The 15,957-nt window shown below is 55.5% G+C and carries 11 protein-coding genes; 5 read left to right on the top strand and 6 right to left on the bottom strand.

Annotated elements, in window-relative coordinates:
- Positions 1-5: 5 nt before the first annotated feature.
- Both QZ554_RS01070 and pth read right to left on the bottom strand, forming a co-directional pair.
- A complete protein-coding gene (locus QZ554_RS01070) occupies positions 6-1,283 on the bottom strand; it encodes a malic enzyme-like NAD(P)-binding protein (RefSeq protein ID WP_297193589.1) in 1,278 nt (425 codons plus the stop codon).
- A gap of 77 nt (positions 1,284-1,360) precedes the next feature.
- Positions 1,361-1,939, bottom strand: a complete 579-nt coding sequence (gene pth, locus QZ554_RS01065) for an aminoacyl-tRNA hydrolase (protein ID WP_297193587.1) — start codon at positions 1,937-1,939, stop codon at positions 1,361-1,363.
- A 202-nt stretch (positions 1,940-2,141) separates the two neighbouring features.
- Here pth and QZ554_RS01060 point away from each other — a divergent pair, with 202 nt between their 5' ends.
- The 5 genes from QZ554_RS01060 to QZ554_RS01040 all read left to right on the top strand — a co-directional run bounded on the left by QZ554_RS01060 (position 2,142) and on the right by QZ554_RS01040 (position 9,822).
- Positions 2,142-3,782 carry a sulfatase gene (locus QZ554_RS01060; protein ID WP_297193585.1) on the top strand — a complete coding sequence of 547 codons (1,641 nt, stop codon included), beginning with the start codon at positions 2,142-2,144 and terminating at the stop codon, positions 3,780-3,782.
- Positions 3,783-4,536: 754 nt separating this feature from the next.
- Positions 4,537-5,730, top strand: coding sequence for a saccharopine dehydrogenase family protein (locus QZ554_RS01055; protein WP_297193583.1), 1,194 nt, complete (start codon positions 4,537-4,539; stop codon positions 5,728-5,730).
- Between the two features lie 143 nt (positions 5,731-5,873).
- Entirely contained in the window at positions 5,874-6,389 is a 516-nt protein-coding gene (locus tag QZ554_RS01050) for an isochorismatase family protein (RefSeq protein ID WP_297193582.1), read from the top strand.
- 30 nt (positions 6,390-6,419) lie between these two features.
- Positions 6,420-8,531: a M3 family metallopeptidase gene (locus QZ554_RS01045; protein ID WP_297193580.1), complete on the top strand. Its 2,112-nt coding sequence runs from the start codon at positions 6,420-6,422 to the stop codon at positions 8,529-8,531.
- Positions 8,532-8,817: 286 nt separating this feature from the next.
- Positions 8,818-9,822 (top strand): 2-hydroxyacid dehydrogenase, encoded by a 1,005-nt coding sequence (locus QZ554_RS01040; RefSeq protein ID WP_297193578.1) that lies wholly within the window; start codon positions 8,818-8,820, stop codon positions 9,820-9,822.
- Positions 9,823-10,908: 1,086 nt separating this feature from the next.
- Here QZ554_RS01040 and QZ554_RS01035 read toward each other — a convergent pair.
- The 4 genes from QZ554_RS01035 to QZ554_RS01020 all read right to left on the bottom strand — a co-directional run bounded on the left by QZ554_RS01035 (position 10,909) and on the right by QZ554_RS01020 (position 15,664).
- Entirely contained in the window at positions 10,909-13,251 is a 2,343-nt protein-coding gene (locus QZ554_RS01035) for a penicillin-binding protein (protein ID WP_297193576.1), read from the bottom strand.
- 27 nt (positions 13,252-13,278) lie between these two features.
- Positions 13,279-13,725 (bottom strand): FtsL-like putative cell division protein, encoded by a 447-nt coding sequence (locus QZ554_RS01030; RefSeq protein WP_297193574.1) that lies wholly within the window; start codon positions 13,723-13,725, stop codon positions 13,279-13,281.
- A 14-nt stretch (positions 13,726-13,739) separates the two neighbouring features.
- Positions 13,740-14,663 carry a 16S rRNA (cytosine(1402)-N(4))-methyltransferase RsmH gene (rsmH, locus tag QZ554_RS01025; RefSeq protein WP_297193572.1) on the bottom strand — a complete coding sequence of 308 codons (924 nt, stop codon included), beginning with the start codon at positions 14,661-14,663 and terminating at the stop codon, positions 13,740-13,742.
- Between the two features lie 185 nt (positions 14,664-14,848).
- Positions 14,849-15,664 carry a purine nucleoside phosphorylase I, inosine and guanosine-specific gene (locus QZ554_RS01020; protein WP_297193570.1) on the bottom strand — a complete coding sequence of 272 codons (816 nt, stop codon included), beginning with the start codon at positions 15,662-15,664 and terminating at the stop codon, positions 14,849-14,851.
- Positions 15,665-15,957 lie beyond the last annotated feature (293 nt).

Below are 15,957 nucleotides of genomic sequence, written 5' to 3'. Positions count from 1 at the left end.
GTCTGCTAGCTGAGTCGCTGGCGGAGGCTGTGGCGATAGGCCTCCCAGTCGGTGATGGTGTGCCGTGCCACCCCGCTCGCTATAGCCGCCTCGGCTACAGCGGTGGAGACTCGCTCGATGAGCCTACGATCGACGGGCTTCGGGATGAAGTATTCGGCACCGAAGGTCAAGCTATCCAGCCCATAGACCTCCTTGACGTAGCTGGGGACGGGCTCGTGTGCAAGGGCAGAGAGGGCTCGTGTGGCAGCTAGGAGCATGGGCTCGTTGATGGCGGTGGCGTGGGTGTCGAGAGCTCCACGGAAGATATAGGGGAAGGCTAGGACGTTGTTGATCTGATTGGGGTAGTCGGTTCGCCCGGTGCTCATCAGTACGTCGGGGCGAGCAGCCTTCGCCTCCTCATAGGTAATCTCGGGGTCTGGGTTGGCTAGGGCGAAGATGATGGGCTTCTCTGCCATAGAGCGTACCATATCAGCCGTCACCATCCCTCCCTTAGAGAGTCCGAGGAAGACGTCTGCCCCGACCATGGCCTCAGCCAGTGTCTTGATGTCGGTACGGGCTGAGGCGAAGGCACGCTTCATCTCGTTGAGGTCGGTACGAGCCGTGGCGATTGCTCCCCGAGAGTCGAACATCAGGATATGCTCCCTACGTACCCCGAGTGAGCAGTAGAGCCGTGCGCAGGAGAGGGCAGCCGCCCCTGCACCACTGACGACGACACGTACCTCCTCGATACGCTTGCCGGCGAGCTCTAGGGCATTCAGCAGACCAGCCCCTGAGACGATCGCAGTGCCGTGCTGGTCGTCGTGCATGACGGGGATAGAGAGCTCGGATACGAGTCGGCGCTCGATCTCGAAGCATTCGGGTGCCTTGATATCCTCGAGGTTGATAGCTCCGAAGGTAGGGGAGATAGCCTTGACCGTGCGGATGAAGGCCTCGGGGTCACGCTCATTGACCTCGATGTCGAAGGCATCGACTCCCGAATAGATCTTGAAGAGTAGTGCCTTGCCCTCCATGACGGGCTTGCTGGCATTAGCTCCTATATCTCCGAGACCGAGGACAGCAGTACCGTTGGAGATGACGGCTACGAGGTTGCCCTTGTTGGTGTATCGGTAGGCATCGTGTACATCGCTGGCGATCGCTAGGCAGGGCTCGGCGACACCAGGCGAGTAGGCTAGAGAGAGATCATAGGGGGTGTCGTGGGGCTTGGTGGGGAGGATTTCGATCTTCCCAGGCTTGCCCTCCTCGTGGTAGCGGAGAGCGGCTTCTTTAGTGACCTTGAGTGGCATGAGGGGTAGGGATTAGAGGGTGGGGGCTAATATCAAATAGGTCTAATGGGGCAAATAGGTCTGATAGGTTTAGTATATCAGAGGTCGCTAGGGGCTGCCGAATTGTACTTGTTCATCGCAGAGGTGATGCCCTCTAGGCAGAAGGCTGCCGTAGCCTCACAGGCATACTCGATGAGCTGAGGCAGACGTGCCTCCTCCTCAGGGTGGAAGGAGCCGAGGACGTAGTCGATCTGCTTGCCCTGAGGATAGTCGTTGCCGATACCGAAGCGTAGGCGAGGGTAGGCCTGTGAGCCTAGGAGCTGGGCGATATTCTTGAGCCCATTGTGCCCTGCATCGCTCCCCTTGCCCTTCAGGCGGAGGGTGCCGAAGGGTAGGGCGAGGTCATCGACGAGGACGAGGATATGATCGATGGTGATGCGCTCCGTACTCATCCAGTAGCGTACAGCCTCACCACTGAGGTTCATGTAGGTGGAGGGCTTGAGCAGGACGACCTGAGCGTTCTTGATACGACCTGTGGCTACGTCTCCGTAGCGCTTGGTGGCGAAGCTGGTGCCGAGACGTGCGGCGAGGGCATCGGCGATACGGAAGCCGATGTTGTGACGTGTCGCCTCGTACTCACGACCGATATTGCCGAGGCCGACGATGAGGTACTTCATATATGTATGTAACTTGTCTATTGATGCAGGATAGAGGGACATAGGGATGCTGCCCCTGACTACAAAGATAAGCGCACTAGCCCTGCTTATGTTCCCCAGAGGGTGTTAAATCAGCTAATGCACTAGGTAGTAGTAGAATATCTTTTATCTTTGTGCTGGGAATAGTCCCGCATATATGCATCGTAAACACAGCATTAACCCTATGACTAGCCACAAGATCCTCTGTGTCGCAGGAGCACTAGCCTCCGCCGTCGGTACAGCAGGAGCCCAGTCAGCAACAAAGGGTGCCACGAAGGCTACCCCAGGGGCACGCCCCCTAAACATCGTCTACATCATGTCAGACGACCACTCCTATCAGATGATCAGTGCCTATGACCAGCGCTACATCTCCACTCCCAACATCGACGCCCTAGCACGTGAGGGGGTTCGCTTCACCGAGAGCTTCGTCGCCAACTCCATCTCTGGCCCTAGCCGTGCCTGTATGCTCACAGGTAAGCATAGCCACATGAATGGTAAGACCAACAACGAGAGCTCACACCAGTTCAATCAGAGCCAGCAGACCCTCCCCAAGCTCCTGCGTGCAGGTGGCTATCAGACGGCGATGATCGGTAAGATCCACCTAGACGGTGTCCCTCAGGGCTTCGACCACTGGGCGATCCTCCCCGGACAGGGCGACTACTATGATCCTGCCTTCATCGTCCCCCGAGGGATGCATCTGAAGGATGGCTATAGCCTACCCAATGGCACAGATGCCAGCGCCACAGATACCGTCCGCTACCATGGCTATGTAACGAATATCATCACCGATATGAGTCTCGACTGGCTGGAGCAGCGAGACAAGACGAAGCCCTTCGCCCTCTTCATCCACCACAAGGCTGCCCACCGTGACTGGATGGCTGATACGGTCGATCTCAAGGCCTACGAAGATCGCACCTTCCCCACCCCCGAGACCTTCGATGACGACTACGCAGGACGCCCTGCCGCTGCAGCTCAGGAGATGAGTATCCTCAAGGATATGGACATCACCTACGACCTGAAGATGCGTACCAACCCCAACCCCTCTGGGCTGGGCAAGTACTACCTACACGGTATCTATGGCCGCCTAGAGGAGGGGGTCAAGGCTAAGTTCGACAGCATCTACGATCCACTCTCTCGTGCCTTCTTCGAAGCGCCACCGACAGGTCGTGCCCTTGCTGTGTGGAAGTACAACCGCTACATGCGTGACTATGCCAAGGTGATTAACTCCCTTGACCGCAATATCGGGCGTGTCGTCGAGTACCTACGTGAGCATGACCTGCTGGACAATACCATCATCGTCTACACCTCGGATCAGGGCTTCTATATGGGCGAGCATGGGTGGTTCGACAAGCGGTTTATGTACGAAGAGTCTATGCGTACCCCTCTAGTGATGCGCCTACCTGCCGCCCTTGGCTACGAGCGTCGTGGGGACGTCACGACCCTAACGCAGAATATAGACTACGCACCTACCTTCCTCGACATGGCGGGGCTACCTATCCCCAGCGATATACAGGGGATCTCCCTGCGTCGCCTCCTGCTGAAGAATGGCAAGGAGCCCGACCTCGGGCGTAAGGCGCTCTACTACCACTTCTATGAGTACCCAGGCGAGCACGCTGTGCGCCGTCACTACGGGATCCGTACGACACGCTACAAGCTCATGCACTTCTACGGCGATATAGATAAGTGGGAGATGTACGACCTCAAGAAGGATCCAAACGAACTGACCAACGTCTTCGATGACCCCTCGTATGCCAAGGTACGTCGTCAGCTCGAGCGAGACCTCGCTGGTCTACGCAAGCACTACAAGGCAGAGAATGCCAAGTAATCCTCTCCTTAGCAGAAGGGTAATCTAGCCCACTCTCTGCCTAGGGGAATACTCTAGGGCATTAGCCCGACTCTAGGGGTGCTCCGCCGTGAGCCTATCCCCATCATATTAGACTTGCTTGTATCTTTCCCCCCTCGGGAGGAGGGGTCACATGGTTAGTGTTGTGTAGAGGATGTCTCGATGAGGCATCCTCTACCCTTTTTATATAGGGTCTAGTGTCGGGTGGTATGTGGTGCTCATTCCCCTGCCTAGCTTAGTATGCTCCACGCTTTAGTCAGTGTGCTCCACGCTTTGGCTCTTTTGGGGAGCTCCTCTCATTCGCCTTCCGGGGAGCCTTAGCCTAGACCTCATCCCTCCTAGCCGTTAGCCCTAGGAAATGCCCATCCGAAGAGCCCTACAGAGGACATACTTAGAGCGATGTTGTGTACACGTGTGTATACAAGAGTGTACACGTGGGTACACAATGGTATACACACGTGTACACTTTTCCCTCGTAGGTAGTAGGGGTACACTCTGTAACTCTACATCCAAGCTGGAGGTGCGGCGACCGAGGCGGATGCTTCTCGGCTACTTCGTCCTCGATCTCTAGGGTTTTTATGTCTCGGCGCTGAGGAGTCTGCGAGTCTACTTGCCTAGCGACTTGATGTACTTTTTGTATCTTTGCCTAGCCTGTGTGCGCCAAAGAGATAGGGGCATGCACAGCGCAGACGCAAAAGACTATCCATAACAAGTAACGAAGACGAATATAAAGCCTATGGGAAGAGTCCTCATTATCGGTGCTGGCGGTGTCGGTACGGTGGTGGCTAAGAAGGTGGCGCAGAATAGCGATGTGTTCACCGACATCATGCTCGCTAGCCGCACCAAGAGCAAGTGCGATAAGATCGCCTCGGAGATCAAGAATGTACGTATCCAGACCGCTGCGGTAGATGCCGACAACGTCCCCGAGCTGGTGGCCCTGATGCGGGAGTTCAAGCCCGAGCTCGTGATCAACGTCGCCCTGCCCTACCAGGATCTACACATCATGGATGCCTGTCTGGAGGCAGGTGTGAACTACCTCGATACGGCGAACTATGAGCCTCTGGACGAAGCAAAGTTTGAGTACAGCTGGCAGTGGGCCTATCAGGAGCGCTTCAGGGAGGCTGGGCTCACGGCTATCCTAGGCTGTGGCTTTGACCCAGGTGTGACTGGGGTATTCACGGCCTACGCTGCTAAGCACTACTTCGATGAGATCCACTACCTAGACATCGTAGACTGCAACGGCGGTGATCACCACAAGGCCTTCGCTACCAACTTCAATCCCGAGATCAACATCCGTGAGATCACGCAGAAGGGACGCTACTATGAGGATGGGCAGTGGAAGGAGACCGAGCCACAGGAGATCCACAAGCCCCTGACCTATCCTAATATCGGGGTGCGTGAGTCTTATCTCCTCTACCACGAGGAGCTGGAGTCTCTGGTCAAGAACTATCCGACCATCAAGCGTGCACGCTTCTGGATGACCTTCGGGCAAGAGTATCTGACTCACCTCAGAGTGATGCAGAATATCGGTATGACTCGTATCGACCCCATTCTATATAATGGTGTAGAGATCGTCCCCATCCAGTTCCTCAAGGCCGTGCTTCCCAACCCCGGTGAGCTTGGAGAGAACTACACGGGCGAGACCTCTATCGGCTGCCGTATACGAGGTATCAAGGACGGGAAGGAGCAGACCTACTACGTCTGGAATAACTGTAGCCACCAGGCTGCCTACGAGGAGACGGGTGCACAGGGCGTAAGCTACACGACGGGTGTACCTGCCGCCATCGGTGCGATGATGTTCTTCCGTGGGCTGTGGCGCCGTCCAGGGGTCTACAATGTCGAGGAGTTCGATCCCGACCCCTTCATGGCAGAGCTGCAGAAGCAGGGACTACCTTGGCATGAGGACTTCGGGCTAGACCTAGAGCTCTAGGCAGGAGTCACCCCTTTTCACTCCCGAGGAATAGACAGGCTCTAGACTCGGGCTAATCAAGTATTTCACTAGGCGAGGTCGTCCCTTCACCGCAGTCCATCTGCGGGGGTGACCTCGCCTACCTTATTGAATAAACTACCTAAATGAAAGTACTACTGATCATCGATCCTCAGAATGACTTCATCACCGGCTCACTGGCAGTGCCAGGAGCTATCGAGGCTATGGACTATCTTACCCGCTGGGTACAGGAGCACCATGACGAGTATGATGCCTTCGTCGTGACCTTAGACCAGCACCCCGCCGACCACTGTAGCTTCGACGTGCAGGGAGGGCCATGGCCTGTCCACTGCGTCCGCTATACCATCGGTGCAGCCCTCTACCCTCCACTGGCAGAGGTGCTCATGGCTACCAAACGTGCCCGAGGCGGTGTCTTCTTTGCCCCCAAGGCTACCTCACGCCAGCGTGATGCCTATAGTGCCTTCGAGGACACCGTACCCGATATACTGATGAATGCCCGCCATATCGACGTCGCTGGCCTCGCTGGTGACTACTGTGTGCGGTGCTCCATCGCCGACCTCCGTCGCCACCTTCCCGACACGAGTATGCGCACCCTAGATGATGCCATCGCTTGGATTGGGGAGAAGCAACCTCTTCTCTAGTCCCACTCACTAGCTATCCTCCTTATTCGTATGAAAGCAAAATCTCTCATCCTCGCACTCGGTCTCGTATCTATGCTTACCGCTTGCCACTCCAAGTCCTCCTCGGATAATCCCCTCCTCGTCGAGAGCACGCTGGACTTCTATGCCCCTGCGTTTGATCGTATCAAGCCCGAGCACTTCCTCCCTGCCCTCAAGCAGGGTATAGCAGAGCAGGCTGCTGAGATCGACAGTATCGTCAATAATCCCGAGGCTCCGACCTTCGAGAATACGATCCTAGCCTTCGAGAAGTCTGGCCGACTGCTCACCCGTACCTCGGCTCTGCTCTCTGCGCTCTCCGCAGCCAATGGTACCGATGAGCTCCGCAAGGTGGAGGAGGAAGCCACCCCGCTCCTCTCTGCCCACAGCGATGCGCTGATGCTCAACGACAAGCTCTTCGCTCGTGTCAAGGCTGTACACGACACCGATACCCAGCTCAAGGACGAAGACCTACGCCTCACCGAGGTACTCTACCAGCAGTTCGTCCACGAGGGTGCGCTCCTCTCGCCCGCCAGCAAGGACTCGCTCTCCAAGATCAATGGAGAGCTCTCGGTGCTGGAGACGAAGTTTGTCAATCAGGTACGGGATGCAACCAATGCCGCTGCCCTGCTCATCACCGATGCTAAGGAGCTAGATGGCCTATCGCAGGAGAATATAGACCGTGCGGCCAAGCTCGCCGAGGAGCGTGGTCAGAAGGGTAAGTATCTCCTAGAGATCTCCAATACGACCCGCCCAGCCTATATCGCTGAGCTCAATAATAGAGACGTACGTCGTCGTCTCCTAGAGGCTTCGCTCACTCGTGCCTCTCGCCCCAATGATCCGAACAACACCGAGCCAACCCTTACCCGTATCGCCGAGCTACGAGCCGACAAGGCCAAGCTCCTCGGCTACCCCACCTTCGCAGCCTGGGTGCTCAGTGACCAGATGGCAGGTGAGCCAGCCGCCGTCTATCGCCTCATCGAGGGGATCGCTCCTGCCTACCGCAAGAAGGTGCAGGCTGATGCTGCCGAGCTGACGGCCTTTGCACAGAAGACGGAGGGGAAGGACTTCAAGCTCGAGGCTTGGGACTGGGACTACTATGCTGAGCGACTGAAGAAGGAGAAGTTTGACCTCAACGAGAATGACCTCAAGCCCTACTTCGTCCTCGACAGTGTGCTGAAGAACGGTGTTTTCTTCGCCGCTAATAAGCTCTACGGCCTCAGCTTCAAGCCCCGCACCGATATCCCCGTCTATGCTGATGGGGTGAAGGTCTATGAGGTGATCGATCGGGATGGCTCCTCGCTCGCCCTCTTCTATACCGACTACTTCCGCCGTCCTACCAAGAATGGTGGTGCATGGATGGAAAACTTCGTCCAGCAGAGCTTCCTCTTTGGACGTAAGCCAGTCATCTACAACGTCTGCAACTTCCCCGCTCCCGCTCCCGGCGCACCAGCCTTCCTGACGTCGGACAATGTCGAGACGCTCTTCCACGAGTTCGGCCATGCCCTGCACGGCTTCTTCGCCGCCCAGCGCTACGAGAGCATCTCGGGTACACAGACGCCACGTGACTTCGTAGAGATGCCCTCGCAGTTCAATGAGCACTGGATGACGGACTCCATCGTCCTACGCAACTATGCTCGCCACTACCAGACGGGTGAGCCCATGCCTCAGGCACTGATCGACAAGCTCAAGGCCTCTGCGCTCTTCAACCAAGCCTACTCCCTAGGTGAGAACCTCGGTGCCGTCACCATCGATATGGCATGGAATATCCTCGCCGCAGGGGAGAAGGTCACGGATGTAGCCACCTTTGAGCAGCAGGCTCTGAACAAGCTCGGGATCTACTCCACGCAGGTACCTCCACGCTATCGCTCTCCTTACTTCCTCCATGTCTTTGGGGGTGGCTATGCAGCGGGTTACTACTCCTATCTGTGGACACAGGTGCTGGAGAGCAATATCTTCGACTGGTTTGTCGCCCATGGAGGGATGACGGCAGAGAATGGTCAGCGTCTGCGTGAGCTCGTCCTCTCTCGTGGTAACTCCCGTCCTGTGAAGGAGCTCTTCACCGCCTTCACTGGTCTCACCGAGCCCGATATGCGCAGCCTTATCCGTGCTCGTGGTCTAGAGTAGGGGAGGCTCCCTTAGCTCATAGAATAGGGCTACACCCTCGGCTTCGGCTGGGGTGTAGCCCTTTCCTTTTCCCGGAGGTTAGGGCGCAGTGATGGCTGGGGTGGTGGGATAGGTCGGTCTCCGAAGGGGAGCTGTGCGAAGTCCTCTCAAGCTCAAGGATGAACCGAGTGAGGGTAAGTGTCGGTATTGACACCTCTACTTGTCACTTTGTGTATTTATTGTACCTTTGCTCCCACGAAAAAGAAAACCCAAAACAAGTTTTATAGACAGGTAATTCGTAACAATAATGTCACAAGTAAGCATAGCCTTCTTCGGTACGATGCCCTACGACAAGGCTACCTTTCAGGTCGTCAATGAGCAGTATGGCTTCGAGATAAAGTACTACACGGGCAACCTAAGCCTAGACAATGTCAGCCTCACCCAGGGTGTGGAGGTCGTCTGTATCTTCGTCAATGACGACGTAGACGCAGAGCTCATCCAGCACCTCAAGGACAACGGGGTGCGTCTGATCGCCCTGCGCTGTGCGGGCTACAACAACGTCGATATCGCAGCCGCACAGCGTGCAGGCATCGCCGTCGTGCGTGTCCCCGCCTATTCCCCCCATGCTGTAGCCGAATACGCTGTGGCGCTCATGCTCTCGCTCAACCGCAAGATCCAGCGTGCCTCCTGGCGTACACGTGACGGGAACTTCTCGCTCAATGGCCTCATGGGCTTCGATATGTACGGCAAGACCCTCGGGGTCATCGGTACGGGTAAGATCGCCAAGGTACTCATCGGCATCCTCCGAGGCTTCGGGATGAATATCCTCGCCTACGACCTTTACCCCGACCATGCCTTCGCCGAAGCCAACGATGTACACTACGTCACCCTCGACGAGCTCTATGCAGCCTCCGACATCATCTCCCTACACTGCCCCCTCACCCCTGAGACCGAGTATATCATCAATCGGGAGAGCATCGCCAAGATGAAGCGTGGAGTGATGATCATCAATACGGGTCGTGGTAGGCTCATCCACTCCGAAGACCTGATCGAGGGGCTCAAGACAAAGCAGGTCGGCTTCGCAGGTCTAGACGTGTATGAGGAGGAAGAGCCTTACTTCTACAAGGACAAGAGCGACAAGATCATTGACGATGATACGCTGGCTCGTCTGCTCTCCTTCAACAACGTCATCATGACCTCCCATCAGGCCTTCTTCACCGCCGAGGCAACGCAGAATATCGCCCATACGACCCTCTCCAATGTCCGTGACTTCGTCGAGGGTCGTCCGCTCCTCAACGCTGTCCACGAGTAGACCAGTACCCTCCCCCTTACTACACGTCTCTACTCTAGGGCTGTAGCGTGGATCTTGAGAGCCCTCTCACGATGCTATTGAGAGCGCAGGAGAGGACTCAGTATGTTCGCCCCTGTCACCTTACATAGGTGATGGGGGCGAACATTATATGTCCTATGTCACGCTCTCGGTATGTCCTCTAGCTCTCTCTCGTAGTGCCCGATACAGAGGCGGTTAGAGCAGGGTGGGGTGGTGTCTCGATAGGCCACCTCGGGCGATGGGGGTGTGCGGGGGGGAGGGCCGACGCATGATCTCGCTCACACACTCCTGCCTTTGGATCTTCGGGGGTATTATTTCATATCCCAGGGAGCCTTAGCCCATCACGAAAGATCCTAGGCATTATTTCCAAGAAACAGACATACAAGCGAGCCCTACAGAGCATATACTTAGAGCGAGGTAGTGTACACGCGTGTATACAGTTGTGTACACGTGGGTATACAGTTGTGTACACACGTGTATACTTATCCATCCTAAGTAGGAGGTATTCGCTTGGCATATCTAGACTAGGACACGGATACTTCTATCTTCGGTGTATACACCTTGACGACCTTGCCCTCGCACTATAGTGATTTCATGTGTCAGCCCTGTATAGGGATATGAATGATAGAGAGAAGCCCACTATAAGAAGCTATTCCCCCCTCACACCCAAGAGCTCTCATTCATAGAGACAGATCGCCCGTGCTTCACAGAGACTAGAGCCCCACATCCTCTGTATTACTTACTTCAGTGGAGGCTCTAGAGCAAGCACAGGCAAACGCTTCAGAGCAGAGAGAGGAGTAATTACTCGACAAACAAGATATGGTACTAGAGGAGATACCTAGAGTGGTGCTAGAGCACATACCGAAAAGGGAGGAAAGGGCATATAATGTTCGCCCCCGCCACCTGTGTAAGGTGACGGGGGCGAATATTACGTGCTCCCTAGCTGGGCATGTTATGTATCCGAAAGAACGAGGCAGATGAACTCGTTATAGACAGCCCAATAGAGGGTAGTTATCTGAGCTGTGTACTCGCTCCCTAAGCAACCTCATGGAAGCCACGATGAGAGGACTAGTGGCCGAAGCCCAGCTGTAGGATGACCTCCGTAGCTCGGCGAGCAGGACTACCTGCTGGGACGGACTGCGAGAGGACATTGCCCGAACCTACTAGGCGAGGTGTATACCCCATCTTGCGCAGGAGATAGCAGGCATCCATTGCACTCATCCCCACTACAGCGGGGATACGCCCTAGAGACTGAGTGTAGGAGCGGACGTGCATAGCCGTATCAATCTGGATGTAGCTTCCCGTTCCTTCGGTGATCTTCGGAGTAGGTAGTCCCAGCTGGGAAAGCAGTGAGACGAGGGTCGTAGCCCTACCCGAGGCAATAGGCCGAGCATAAGCAGAGGGATGACGAGAGGCTGGCAGTGAGTCAAGAGGGATAGGAGCCTCTAGTGCGAGCAGGCTCTCTGCTATACGCCGAATAATCGGAGCTGCCATCACACCCCCACCAGCGCTATACTGACTGGAGGGCTTGCGGATCACAGCGATACAGGAGTACTTAGGAGCCTCGGAGGGGAAGTACGCACAGAAAGAGACCTGGTGGCGCACATGCCCTGTGGAGTCTCGGTAGCCCCCTCGTCCCGAGGAGAGCTGAGCTGTACCACTCTTACCACTGATGGCGACGAAGGAGGAACGTGCCTTCTTCCCTGTTCCCTCGGTGACGACTCGTCGCAACATCTCCTGTATCTCACGCAGTGTCTCGGGCTTACAGATCTGCTCCCTGACGACTGTCGGCTCGAAGGTCTTGATAACTGCATCTCGCTGACGGATCTCGGTCACGAAGTAAGGACGCATATAGCGACCTCCATTGGCAATGGCATTGAAGAAGGACAGTGTGTAGATCGGAGGGATCTGGGTCTCGTAGCCATAGGACATCCAGGGTAGCGTCGTAGCCGACCAGCGATCAGGATTATCCGAACGCTTACGGATGCGGGCACGGGCATAGCCGTCAATCTCGAGCTTGAGGTCTTCGCCGAAGCCTAGGTCACGGATCTTCTGCACATAGTCATCAGGGCGATTAGCATAGCCTCGGTAGATGATCTTGGCGACACCGACATTACTAGAGTTCACGATCGTCTGAGCCACCGATAGGCGTCCATACCCACCATGATGGGCATTGTGGTCTCTCACGGTGGAGCCCCCGACCTTCCATAGGCCATTACCGACATCTATAGTATCGTTGGGATGGACAACTCCATCATCGAGGGCAACCATCATCGAGGCAACCTTGAAGGTAGATCCAGGTTCGCTCATATCAGCCACCGCCATATTGGTCGTCTCACCATAGCCACCAGAGGACATACGCTGGAGGTTGGATATGGCTACGACCTTCCCCGTCTTGACCTCCATGAGCACGACTGTGCCGCTCTCGGCCTCGAGCTTACCCAGCTGCTCACGTAGATTACGCTCCACGATACTCTGGATGTTCATATCGATCGTGGTGTAGATGCTAGCTCCCTCGATAGCTGGCTCGGTGATGATGCTCTCGTAGCGACCGGCATTATAGAAGCGTACGCCATGGCCTATCTTGCCACGCAGATAGCTGTTGTAGCTCTTCTCTATACCACTTCGACCATCGGTGAGCCCATCCTTATTGGAGACCGAGTAGAGCTGTCCGATCGTGCGATAGGCCAGAGAGCCATAGGGGTAGATACGCTTGGTGCGATCCTCTCGTACGAGGAGTTTGCTGAAGAGGCTCTCTCGCGAACGGCCACGCTTGGTGGGTACGGGAGCGAAGGGGGCTGAGCTCTGTATGCCCTTGAGCTGCATATAGGAGAGGTCTAGGCTTACCACAGCGCAGTGTCTATCCTTGCGCTTGAAGCCCTTGCGCCAGTGCTCCTTTAGCGCAGCCTTGGACAGTCCATGCCGCCCGAGGTCATACACACTATCCACGAGGAGGGCCAGTGCCTCTAGCCCTTGGTCAAACTCACGCTTGAGCTCTAGCACCCGAGCACGCTGCAAGGAGTCCTTCGTCGTCTCTCCCTTAGGAGGGAGGGGGCGATGAAGAGGAGCAAGTGCCTGAGCGTTGAAGTCGAGGAAGAGGCGGTAATAGGGTGAGGTGATCGCCACAGGGTGCCCTTCACGATCGTGGATTGTCCCTCGAAGAGGGGTCTCCGTGATGCTACGTGGGGGGTTGATCTCCTGAGCCATCTTGCGGTAGACCGCACCATCCGCACTGAAGATAAAGAGGACAATGCGTATCACGAGGGCTACCATGATACCAGCAAAGAGTATCATGATGTAGGGGTAGCGGTCTTGTGTCAGTTGCTCCCACTCTGTCCCTCGTCTCCGCTTGAAGAGCAGCCCCACGAGGAGGATGCAGAGAGCCTTTACCGTCTTTTTTAGCCTGTTCATTCAGTCATCCGAATAAGAGAGGTTAGGCTACTCCTTGGGTGAGGAGGAGGCATACTGCCCCGTATCGAGGAGGAGATAGGGGGGCTGGGAGGCTGGCACGAGTGGCAGGCGATACTCCCCTACTCGATCGAGGATATTACCGATACGCTCATACTCGATCCTCTCAGCGGAGATGAAGAGCGACTTGTAGCGAATATCCTGCAGCTTCTGCTCCATCATAGTGACCTCACGCAAGTTAATCATATACACATAGGGCCAAGCAATACTCACTAGGCCACAGGCAATGACAAAGAGGATGAAAAGCCAGTTACGCTTCAGCCAAGGGGCATTGAGGAAGTCCTCCTCCCACCCCTCGAAGAGGAAATGCTCCTCGTCCTCCTCATCCTGCACCTGTGCCGCTGGCTCTTCCTGAGGTTCATTCATGAGGGGACGGGTAGCCTCCTCTGGCTCGGTATATCGTGTGGATGTATCCATTCCTTGTGTGATCATTATAGTAGCTCGGCGATACGTAGCTTAGCACTGCGGGAGCGTGGGTTGGCAGCCTGCTCCTCGGGGCTGGGGGTAATGGGCTTGCGTGTGACCAGATGCCAAGCAGAGCGTCCAGCACCATAGATCTGTGCTTCGGACGAAGAGGTCGCCTCCGCACTACGCAGGAAGGTCTTCACGATACGATCCTCCAGCGAATGGTAGGTCATCACGACGAGCCGTCCACCTGGTCTGAGGACACGCCGACTGGCTTCTAAGAGTTCCTCTAGGGCTGTGAGCTCCTCATTGACCTCTATGCGCAGGGCTTGGAAGATGCACGAGAGCTGCTTCTTCTCTTGGTCGGGACGTACCGCAGGACGCACCGCAGAGATGAGATCGCCGACCGTCGAGAGGGGCCTAGCAGTGCGTGCCTGGACGATGAGCTGTGCCAGCCTACGACTCTGCTTCAGCTCTCCATAGCGATAGAGTATATCGGCTAGTGCTGTCTCCTCGTACTCGTTCAGTATATCACGAGCAGATCTGCCCTCGCGATTGTTCATACGCATATCGAGCAGAGGGGACTCTGCTCTGAAGCTGAAGCCTCGATCTAGGTCATCGAAGTGGTGGGAGGAGACCCCCAAGTCAGCCAAGATAGCATCCACTCGACCTAGACAACCATAGTAGTCCATGAAGCGATCCAGATAGCGGAAGTTACTTGCGATAAAAGTGAAGCACTCACCCTCCTCTGCACGAAGGGCTGCATCGGGGTCTTGGTCAAACGAATAGAGATGTCCCCCCGCTCTGAGATGGCTTAGGATAGCCCGTGAGTGTCCTCCGCCACCAAAGGTCACATCTACATAGATACCCTGCTCTGTGAGGCACATACCCTCTAGGCACTCCTCGAGGAGGACAGGTACATGATAGTCTTCTGCTCGTACTATACTCATCTAAAATCTATTATCCTAGCAAAGATACGTAATATAGCCAAGACCACCGAAAGGGCTCAGATACCACAAAGCGAGGCAGACATACTAGCCCCACCCCTACGGAAAGGGGGAAGGCTAGCATGTCTGCCTCGCTCCTCTATGGATAGCACTCTACCCCCTCGAGGCAAGAGCTCTCCTAGGGCATCCTAGATCTGGCGCAGAAGCTCGCTGAAGATGCGCCCCATACGATCGGAGGCAGCATTGGCAGCACGGATCACATCGTCGCCGTCATTCACGAAGTCGTCATCGAAGTGCCACCCTTCGTTCGTGATTACCGACATACCGAAGACACGGATACCAGCGTGACGAGCTACGATCACCTCGGGTACGGTGCTCATACCGATGGCGTCACCGCCAGAGCGTGCCCAGTAGTTGTACTCTGCTGGAGTCTCGTACGAAGGACCCGTTAGGCCGACATACACACCCTCATGTACGTGGATACCTAGCTCCTGAGCGATAGCCTTAGCCTTCGTGATAAACTCCCTATCGTAGGGACGGGTCATATCGGGGAAGCGAGGACCGAACATCTCCATATTAGGCCCGATGAGCGGGTTGGGGAGGTTGTTGATATGGTCACGGATGATCATCAGATCCCCGACTCGGAAGGTTTGGTTGATCCCTCCAGCGGCATTGGACACTAGGAGGTTCTCGATCCCAAGTAGCTTCATCACCCGCACGGGGAAGGTCACCTGCTCCATAGGATAGCCTTCGTAGTAGTGGAAGCGTCCCTGCATACAGAGCACGGGCACCCCGGAGAGCGTACCTGCGATAAGGTTCCCCTTATGACCGATAGCAGTGGAGTGTGGGAAGTGTGGGATCTGGGTGTAGGGGATGATGGTAGGGTTCTGGAGCATATCCCCGAGCTTACCGAGACCACTACCGAGGATGATAGCGGTACGAATATCCTTAGGAAGGCGTGAGGCAAGGTAGTTAGCCGCCTCGTGATAATGTTGTTCGAGCATACTGAGTAATCTTACTGATAGTTGCTAATGTCTATTGCCTGAAGAGCATAGCAAATATAACAAATCCCGAGTTCATTTGCCATATAGAGAGGACTGCTACTCCCCAATTATCGTTTCCTGGACTCCTAATCATGGTAGCACCAAAACGAGAGTCGAGATAATCAGGGTATCCTTCTTCGTGACTTTAAGACTTGTTGATTTGACTTTCTGTTGAACTTAGCCTGAGATAAGACTTCCTACCGCTAACCAGAAATACGATGAATTCCTTATGTGTGATCCAATTACTTGGCCTC

Source organism: uncultured Porphyromonas sp. (genome assembly GCF_915070105.1).
Lineage (GTDB): Bacteria > Bacteroidota > Bacteroidia > Bacteroidales > Porphyromonadaceae > Porphyromonas.
The sequence above is the reverse complement of the archived record's forward strand: the minus strand, read 5'-3'. Positions and strand labels throughout refer to the sequence as shown.

What these genes read in the sequence shown, in the direction of transcription:
- QZ554_RS01070 (WP_297193589.1), bottom strand. Translation starts at nt 1,283, where the DNA reads ATGCCACTCAAGGTCACTAAAGAAGCCGCTCTCCGCTACCACGAGGAG.
- pth (WP_297193587.1), bottom strand. Translation starts at nt 1,939, where the DNA reads ATGAAGTACCTCATCGTCGGCCTCGGCAATATCGGTCGTGAGTACGAG.
- QZ554_RS01060 (WP_297193585.1), top strand. Translation starts at nt 2,142, where the DNA reads ATGACTAGCCACAAGATCCTCTGTGTCGCAGGAGCACTAGCCTCCGCC.
- QZ554_RS01055 (WP_297193583.1), top strand. Translation starts at nt 4,537, where the DNA reads ATGGGAAGAGTCCTCATTATCGGTGCTGGCGGTGTCGGTACGGTGGTG.
- QZ554_RS01050 (WP_297193582.1), top strand. Translation starts at nt 5,874, where the DNA reads ATGAAAGTACTACTGATCATCGATCCTCAGAATGACTTCATCACCGGC.
- QZ554_RS01045 (WP_297193580.1), top strand. Translation starts at nt 6,420, where the DNA reads ATGAAAGCAAAATCTCTCATCCTCGCACTCGGTCTCGTATCTATGCTT.
- QZ554_RS01040 (WP_297193578.1), top strand. Translation starts at nt 8,818, where the DNA reads ATGTCACAAGTAAGCATAGCCTTCTTCGGTACGATGCCCTACGACAAG.
- QZ554_RS01035 (WP_297193576.1), bottom strand. Translation starts at nt 13,251, where the DNA reads ATGAACAGGCTAAAAAAGACGGTAAAGGCTCTCTGCATCCTCCTCGTG.
- QZ554_RS01030 (WP_297193574.1), bottom strand. Translation starts at nt 13,725, where the DNA reads ATGGATACATCCACACGATATACCGAGCCAGAGGAGGCTACCCGTCCC.
- rsmH (WP_297193572.1), bottom strand. Translation starts at nt 14,663, where the DNA reads ATGAGTATAGTACGAGCAGAAGACTATCATGTACCTGTCCTCCTCGAG.
- QZ554_RS01020 (WP_297193570.1), bottom strand. Translation starts at nt 15,664, where the DNA reads ATGCTCGAACAACATTATCACGAGGCGGCTAACTACCTTGCCTCACGC.